The 8,139-nt window shown below is 36.8% G+C and carries 8 protein-coding genes; 5 read left to right on the forward strand and 3 right to left on the reverse strand.

The genetic code is table 11. The annotated features are described in order from the left end of the window. Window positions 1–125 precede the first annotated feature (125 nt). On the reverse strand, window positions 126–833 hold the full coding sequence (gene pyrF, locus ACKPEB_RS21610) for an orotidine-5'-phosphate decarboxylase (RefSeq protein WP_408967080.1): 708 nt from the start codon (window positions 831–833) through the stop codon (window positions 126–128). Between the two features lie 306 nt (window positions 834–1,139). Between pyrF and bchB the strand changes: the two genes are divergently transcribed. The 4 genes from bchB to ACKPEB_RS21630 all read left to right on the forward strand — a co-directional run bounded on the left by bchB (window position 1,140) and on the right by ACKPEB_RS21630 (window position 5,743). Next, window positions 1,140–2,666, forward strand: a complete 1,527-nt coding sequence (gene bchB, locus ACKPEB_RS21615; RefSeq protein ID WP_408967081.1) for a ferredoxin:protochlorophyllide reductase (ATP-dependent) subunit B — start codon at window positions 1,140–1,142, stop codon at window positions 2,664–2,666. Between the two features lie 74 nt (window positions 2,667–2,740). Beyond that, a complete protein-coding gene (locus ACKPEB_RS21620) occupies window positions 2,741–4,624 on the forward strand; it encodes an AIPR family protein (RefSeq protein WP_408967082.1) in 1,884 nt (627 codons plus the stop codon). A 149-nt stretch (window positions 4,625–4,773) separates the two neighbouring features. Further along, window positions 4,774–5,175 carry a hypothetical protein gene (locus tag ACKPEB_RS21625; protein WP_408967083.1) on the forward strand — a complete coding sequence of 134 codons (402 nt, stop codon included), beginning with the start codon at window positions 4,774–4,776 and terminating at the stop codon, window positions 5,173–5,175. A gap of 16 nt (window positions 5,176–5,191) precedes the next feature. Beyond that, the gene (locus tag ACKPEB_RS21630) at window positions 5,192–5,743 is read left to right on the forward strand and encodes a type II toxin-antitoxin system Phd/YefM family antitoxin (protein ID WP_408967084.1); all 552 of its coding nucleotides are present in this window, start codon (window positions 5,192–5,194) and stop codon (window positions 5,741–5,743) included. Between the two features lie 181 nt (window positions 5,744–5,924). On the opposite strand, the gene ACKPEB_RS21635 is transcribed toward ACKPEB_RS21630, so the two are convergent. Next, window positions 5,925–6,860, reverse strand: coding sequence for a hypothetical protein (locus tag ACKPEB_RS21635; protein ID WP_408967085.1), 936 nt, complete (start codon window positions 6,858–6,860; stop codon window positions 5,925–5,927). Between the two features lie 557 nt (window positions 6,861–7,417). On the opposite strand from ACKPEB_RS21635, the gene ACKPEB_RS21640 reads away from it, so the two are divergent. Beyond that, window positions 7,418–7,603 carry a superinfection immunity protein gene (locus tag ACKPEB_RS21640; protein ID WP_408967086.1) on the forward strand — a complete coding sequence of 62 codons (186 nt, stop codon included), beginning with the start codon at window positions 7,418–7,420 and terminating at the stop codon, window positions 7,601–7,603. 188 nt (window positions 7,604–7,791) lie between these two features. Here the strand turns inward: ACKPEB_RS21640 and ACKPEB_RS21645 are convergent. After that, on the reverse strand, window positions 7,792–8,139 hold a 348-nt coding region (locus ACKPEB_RS21645), incomplete at its 5' end, for a DUF5110 domain-containing protein (protein WP_408967087.1).

The following is an 8,139-nucleotide window of genomic DNA, read 5'->3' on the forward strand; positions in this document are numbered from 1 at the left end:
TGATAGCACCTTCCCCGGTCAAGGATTAAACGCTGTTGCCTTCTCCGGCTTCGCCTGTGCCCATCGAGTCGCTGTTGATTTAGGACTTTGAGAGGAATGGGGGCAGGGTATTCCCGCCCCGACGATTAACTCATTTCCTCAACAATGCGTTGTAGGGCAGTTATCGGGTCATCAGAAGCGGTGATGGGACGTCCGATAACTAGATAATTAGCCCCGGCTTTCATCGCTTCGGCGGGGGTATAGGTGCGTTGTTGATCACCTCGTTCTGACCAATTGGGGCGAACCCCTGGACAAACGAGTAGAAACTCATCACCACAGGTTTGACGCAGTTGGGCGACTTCTTGGGGAGAACAAACGGCCCCGGCTAACCCGCTTTCTTGGGCTAATAATGCCATATTTAAAGCATATTCAGGTAATTCTAAAGGCACTTTTAAATCAAACGCTAAATCTCTGGAATTTAAACTGGTTAATAAGGTAATTGCGATTAATTTGGGGGTGGGATAACCAGCTTGGTTTGCGCCTTCTTCGGCTGCTGTTTGAGCAGCTTTGAGGGCTGTTTTTCCTGCCGTTGCATGAAGAGTTATTAGATCAACGCCATACCGGGATGCAGCGCGACAAGCACCCGCAACGGTATTCGGGATATCATGAAATTTTAAATCGAGAAAAATGCGTTTTTGTTGATTTTTGAGATAAGTTAAAATTTCGGGGCCACAACTGACGAATAATTCTAAACCAACTTTCCAAAAGGTAACTTGAGGCAGTTTTTCAACCCATGCGATCGCATCTTCTTGAGTGGAAACATCCAACGGAACAATAATTTTGTCTAAGCTCATTGTTAATAATTGTTGCCCTACTTTAATAAACTTAACATTTCTATTCAATTTTACAAAATATTGCTCAAAATTTAAGAATCATTGCAATTAAACAATAAAAGTATTGTTTTAGTGGCAAACTAAATGCTGATATAGATTCAAGAAATTGGGTTTTTAGCCCTGATCTCAACTGTACAACCCAGATTTTGGGTAGAAAAACCCAGTTTCTGGATGCGATCGCTAAGTATAAATACGACTCGCGATCCAGACAATTTCTGAGACGATAAAAAAGGTTATCCTAATCACTGAACAACGGAGAATGACTTTATGAAATTGGCTTATTGGATGTATGCTGGCCCTGCCCATATTGGAACCCTTCGCATCGCCAGTTCCTTCAAAAATGTTCATGCTATCATGCACGCTCCTTTAGGAGATGATTACTTTAACGTAATGCGGTCGATGTTAGAACGGGAACGGGACTACACCCCGGTAACGGCTAGTGTGGTTGATCGTAACGTTTTAGCGCGGGGATCTCAAGAAAAAGTTGTTAATAATATTGTTAGAAAAGATCAAGAAGAACATCCTGATTTAATTGTATTAACTCCGACTTGTACCTCCAGTATTTTACAAGAAGATTTACAAAATTTTGTTGAACGCGCTCAACTGGATGCGAAAGGCGATGTGATGTTAGCTGATGTTAATCATTATCGCGTTAATGAACTACAAGCGGCTGATCGGACGTTACAACAAATCGTTCAATTTTATATTGAAAAAGCTAAGAAAAAAGGCGATTTACCCGAAGGTAAAACCGAAAAACCTTCTGTTAATATTATTGGAATGTCTACCCTGGGTTTCCATAACCAACATGACTGCACCGAATTAAAACGGTTAATGGCAGATTTAGGCATTGAAGTGAATGAAGTGATTCCTGAAGGAGCATCGGTTCATAACTTAAAAAACCTACCTCGTGCTTGGTTTAATTTAGTTCCTTATCGAGAATTAGGGTTAATGGCAGCCGGATATTTACAAGAAGAATTCGGTACTCCTTTTGTCGATATTACCCCGATGGGTGTGGTGGAAACTGCCCGTTGTATTCGCAAAATTCAACAAGTAATTAATGCTCAAGGGGCTGATGTTGATTATAGTGAATATATTGATAATCAAACCCTGTATGTTTCCCAAGCGGCTTGGTTTTCTCGTTCCATTGACTGTCAGAATTTAACCGGAAAAAAAGCTGTTGTGTTTGGGGATAATACCCACGCTGCGGCGATGACAAAAATTCTTGCGCGGGAGATGGGAATTCATGTGGTTTGTGCGGGAACCTATTGCAAATATGATGCAGATTGGTTTAAGGAACAAGTCAGCGAATATTGCGATGAAATTCTCATCAGTGATGATAACGCTCAAATTGGAGATATGATTGCTCGCATTGAACCTTCTGCTATTTTTGGAACCCAAATGGAACGTCATGTTGGAAAACGCTTAGATATTCCCTGCGGTGTCATCGCCTCCCCCATTCATATTCAAAATTTCCCCATCGGTTATAAACCCTTTTTAGGCTATGAAGGCACGAATCAAATTACCGATTTAGTCTATAATTCCTTTACGTTGGGAATGGAAGATCATCTATTAGAAATCTTTGGCGGACACGATACGAAAGAAGTCATTACTAAAGGAATTTCGGCGGATTCTGATTTGAATTGGACGAAAGAAGCGCAAGCCGAACTGAATAAAGTTCCGGGGTTTGTTCGAGGTAGAGTTAAACGCAATACCGAAAAATTCGCCCGTGAACGCGGTTTAAACGAGATTTCGTTAGAAGTGATGTATGCGGCAAAAGAAGCCGTCGGAGCTTAATTTTCTATTCTGTAGGGTGGGCTATGCCCACCTTTTTTTGTTACAATTCTAATCAGATTATTGAGAACTGCTATATGAGCGAAGCTATTAATTTTGTTTCTTTTTGTAAAGAGTGGCTGGAAGATGTTATCCAAGGTGAGCCTTCAACCGTAGAGTTAGGGCGGCGTTTTGCTCGAAAATTAATTACTCAATGGCTTGATATTGAAGAATCGTCAGAGGATATTTTTTATTGTGATGGTAGTGGCGATGGAGGTATTGATATTGCTTACCTCAGTCGAGGACAAGGTAGCGATGAAGGAACAGAGGAAGGAGATACATGGTACTTAGTTCAAAGTAAATATGGAACAGCTTTCTCAGGATCTGATACACTCTTAATAGAAGCTCAAAAAATTATTGATACTTTGGATGGAAAACGCCAAAATCTTTCTTCCCTCACTAAAAATTTATTAGAAAAGCTTATTAATTTTCGAGAACAGTCATCAGAGAAAGACAAGTTAATTTTGGTTTTCGCAACTAATGAATCTTTAAATGAGGAACAGAAACGAGCTTTGAATGATATACGAGCAATGGGTATAAATCGTATTGGTACACTCTTTGATGTTGAATCTGTCTCTATTGAAACTATATATCAACGCTTACAAGAACCGATTTTGACACGAATTAACATTCCGTTAAATGCTAAAGATGCTAAGGGAGATAAGTTAATTGTAGGTGCTGTTAAACTAACAGAGCTTTATAAATTTATGAAGAATTACCGTGATCAAACAGGAGACTTAGATCAATTGTATGATAAAAATGTACGTCGATTTTTAGGGACAAAGAGGAAGGTTAATTCTGCCATAAAAAAGACTCTTGAAGACGAACCTGAAAATTTTGGATTGTATAATAATGGTGTAACCCTAGTTGTTGAAAACTTTGAGAAGATTAAAACAGGATTTGAATTAACTGAGCCTCATATCGTTAATGGATGCCAAACGACAAAAACTATTTGGGAAGTGTTATCTAATAAACTAGAGTCTGGTGGAACAGGAACAAAGCCAAAGCTTCAATCCTGGAAAGAGAAAGCTGATCAGGGAACTGTAATTGTTAAAATTGTTAAAGTTTCTGAAGGCGAAGAAATGCTGACGAAAATAACCCGATACACCAATAGTCAGAACGTTGTTAGTGAAAAAGATTTTCTCGCTTTGACACAGGATTTTAGAACATGGGCTAAAGAAATAGAGAAAAAATATGGTTTCTTCTTAGAAATACAACGAGGAGGATGGGATTCTAAAAAAGCATTACAAAAGCAAAAACCTAATATTGAGCAGTTGAAAGAATGGGCTAATGCTTTTGATTTGATTAAAGTCTATGGAGCAGGCTGGCTAGGAGAAGCAGGATTAGCATTTGGAACCAATTCTCATTTCCTTCCTAATGGGTCTATTTTTAAAAAAATTATGGATGATGAGGTTAGGAAGAAACCATTTGGAATTAATGATTTTTATGCTGCTTACCTATTACAAAAAGCAGCTAATGAAACTTATAAGTTTGGAAGAAGAGGAAAAGAAACAAGAACAAATACACGATTTGTTTTTTATATGATAGTTATTGATTTACTGAAAGCTTCGATGATAGATGCAGGAATCGACATCAATAACTATGAAATTACTGAAGCATTTTTAAAGCTTTTTAAATCAGAGCAGAGTATAGCTGCTAATGCTTTATTGGAAACAGCAATACAGTTAGTCGATGAATACATGACCGTTGGACAAAGTGAGTCGATTTATAATGAACCTGATGTTCAAGATAAATCAAAAGATGTTGGAGATTATTTAAGATGGGAAAAATTAGGAAAAACCAAAGAATATTCTCCACAGTTACTAGATTTATTAGCTATCCATAAAAGGACAATGAAACGCTCTACAGGGAACCAAAAAAGCCCTTTTGATTTGGTTTTAGAAGCAATTAAATCTAATTAAATCTTAATGTTCGTGCGATCGCATTTCAACCTAAACCCCAGAGATGCTTCACTAAGCTGCGCTCCGTTCAGCATGACATGAGGGATGCGATCGCTTCTTAATCCATTATACTCTTATCTTATAATTGTAAGATTATAGTAGGTACGCCATTGAGCCAAGAACCAGACTATGAAGCTCAAAAAGCTGAATTAATTGCAGAACTTCAAGCCAGAGGAATCAAGCATAATCCTGAAAAGATTGTAAGAATCGCTAAAAGGGAAGATGGTAAAATTATATTTTTAGAGGAAGGAAAAGTACAGCCAAAATCTTCTGGGCTTGCTCATATTTTAGATAAACATCAAGCTGATTTTGCAGAGCGTGGTATTTCTGAAGATCAAATTCCTGATGCAATCATGACTGCTGTTCTTCAAGGAGTATTTATCCGCTATCAGAATCCTAGAATCAGGACAAGACCAATTTATGAATTTAACTTTAATGGTCAAATTCAGTATATTGCTGTAACGATCAGTGATAATGGTTATATTGTGGGTGCTAATCCTAGTTCACTTTGATTAGAGGTGATGAATAATGGCGATAAAAATTAAACTAATGGCAGATTATGGTTGTGATCCGTTATGGTGGGCTGGAGATCACAGGGTTGGCAACATTAATCTAGCTACTTTACCTTTAAGTCAAGAAATTATTCAACGTTTGTATAATTGGGCTGATGCTTTTGATGCACGATTAAATTTGGCTGATCCTTCTGATTCTCCTGAAGTTACACCGGAAGAAGTAGAACGTTTTGAATGGGAAGGATTAAGTTTATGGAAACAGTTAGATCAGGAATTATCACCTGATTATGAAGTAGTTTATTTTAGTAGTCATTTTCATCAAATTTTTACTAATCCGGTTAAATTAGAGGAAAAATTAAAGCTAAATCTGATGAAATTTAATCAAATTTCTTGGGAAGATGCTAGGGAAAATATCACTCAATTGTGTGAGCAAGTTGTGGCGAATCGAGATATTATTGTTATTCATCGTCCAGAAGGGGAAAGTGTGGTTTTAATGGCAATAGAGGAATTGAATCATTTAATAGCAACTGCTCATTTAGAAAATGAAAAACAAATAATTGGTAAATAAAGATTATTAGAATTGTAGCGGCTACTATAAAATGATTATATAAAATCCCTAAATGTTTGCTACACATTCCCCCTTTTTAATCGAGGTTAGGGGGGAATATGTAGCATCTATCACTGAATTTCATATTAACTTGTACATCAAAAGTTCTATAACAAAGGGAATCGTAATAACCCTTTTTTTTCTACCACATGATGATATAATTCATCGATTTTTTGTGAGGGTTTTTCATGGGATTAGATTCTTCTTGGGGGGGGTTCTTTGGATAACGGTTTCTTAAATTTTTGATGCTTTTTTGAACTTCAGATAATTGTTCTTGATTTTCGCTTAAACCCAAATATTTTGAAATATTAGAGGAATTAGTTCTTTTAGATGCTTGCTCGATTGTATCAAATAAAGGCTCTAAATAAGGTGCTAAATCCTTTTCTTTTATTGCTTCTGATTGAATCATGGATTCAAAAAGTTGCAAGGATTCGGCAAACCTGTCAAAATTATCTCTGATAGCGGCATAGATTAATAGTTTTTCTTCTTTTCTTGGATATTTATCGTTCTTTTGTGCTTTCTCTTGATATCGCATTTGAGCTTCGTTTAAATTCTTGTTATAATCTGACTCTTCTTGTGGATTATCAAAACTGATTAAAGCATCATCTAACATCTGATCATCAACATAAATAAACCGATTTGAAGCCAGAGGTGTTGTTGGGAATAAATCGATTAATTTCGATTCGCTATTGAGCATTTTTTTAACATTGATTGTTTCTGGGGCTTCTTCAAATTCTTTGAACTTTTTTGTGGTAAATTCTCTGAGTTTCCATTTTTGATCACTACCGTATTGAGCAACAAAAACAAGAATAGGGGTAATGACACCAAGAATGCCGATAACAGGTGTTATATTTTTTTCATCGAACCAATTATTTGTAGCTGCCTCTGGAAGAATAGCCAAAAAGGTTACTGTATCTTTTGACGAATTTTCTGGATTGGATAAAACATTATTGACATTACAGGTTACTTTCAGCGAATTTTCTTTTTTGTTTGCCGAAGATTCAGTAGCACCAACTGGAGATGCAATGCTGAGAGTTGCTAAGAGGGCGGCTAGTGCTAAAAAATTTCTGGATTTCATGGTTAATGCTCTGTAGTAAATAGTTTGAACCGGAAGCCGTTTTTGCTTGCCATGAAAAAAATCTACAGAAGTTGAAAGATCATTAGACTGCCTGGAGTGCCACTTTTTATGGATGACTCTGATTTTTAGGACTGCTAGTTCTAATGCTGAGGCTGTAAACCTGATATAAACAGGGTTGACAGCTTAGGTATTCCCTTGGGGCTGTGGTCAATTGCTTAATTGTCCCTTGTACTGGCTTTCGACTTATCAATAAGCAAAATCCAGAATCTTTAATTACCATTACATGAGATCCTGATGTTGCTGAAGTTTTTAAAACCTCAGAAGATGTTAATCATACGTGACGTTCTTTACTTTCTGCTATTCCTCAAACAAATTCGTAGGGTGCGTAAGGCGAAGCCACACGCACCAACTTTGATTGATTAATAAAGTTTTGGTGCGTGCACTACGCTTACGCACCCTACAGAAACCTTCTTGACTATAAAAAAAAATAATATATTATTTTTTTGCTATAATTAAAACTTTTGAATTAGGAGCGATTGATGGGCGACATTGAGAACATGACGGGTACAGAACTTATAACTGTGGGAGCTTCCTTAGCATTGTATTTTCTTCCCTGGATTATTGCTCTGTTTAAGTCCAAAAGAAATACAACCGCGATATTTTTGCTCAACATCTTTTTAGGATGGACAGTTATCGGATGGTTTATAGCACTGATTTGGTCAGCCACTAATGAAAAAGACTAATTGATAAAATTTTAGGCTTGATATCTTCTATTTCAAGCCTTTATTTCTGTTTTTTAAATAATTGATTATTACCAGGTACAACAAATGTGTAATTTCGGTATCAAAAGCTAACCTCAATCTAAAATACTTCCATTTTGCTCAATAGAAATTATCCTCAAAACATGATTTTCTCTCAAAGAATGGTCATTCTAATTCTTGATCAAACTAAACCTGAATATTTTCCCCTGACCGTCATCTTGAAAATGTTGTTCACCCACTCCCACCACATCAATAATAATTTCACGGTTTGGGGGTGTCCATTGTCCTTGACGGGGTTCGATTTCAACGATTAATTCTTGATTGTCTTGATAAAGTCGATATTTTGTTGTTGCATACATTCCCTTAACATACTCAAAAGAACGACCATCATCTTCATATAAAATTCCCTCTCCTGTCCCTGGAAAAACCTTAAAGGTTAAACAATCAATCGGTTTTTCATCAATATATTGCATCACGGGTTGTAAGGGAATAATTGAACCCGCTTTGACATATAAAGG

Origin of the sequence: Planktothrix sp. (assembly GCF_046067725.1) — a bacterium.
Taxonomy (GTDB): domain Bacteria; phylum Cyanobacteriota; class Cyanobacteriia; order Cyanobacteriales; family Microcoleaceae; genus Planktothrix.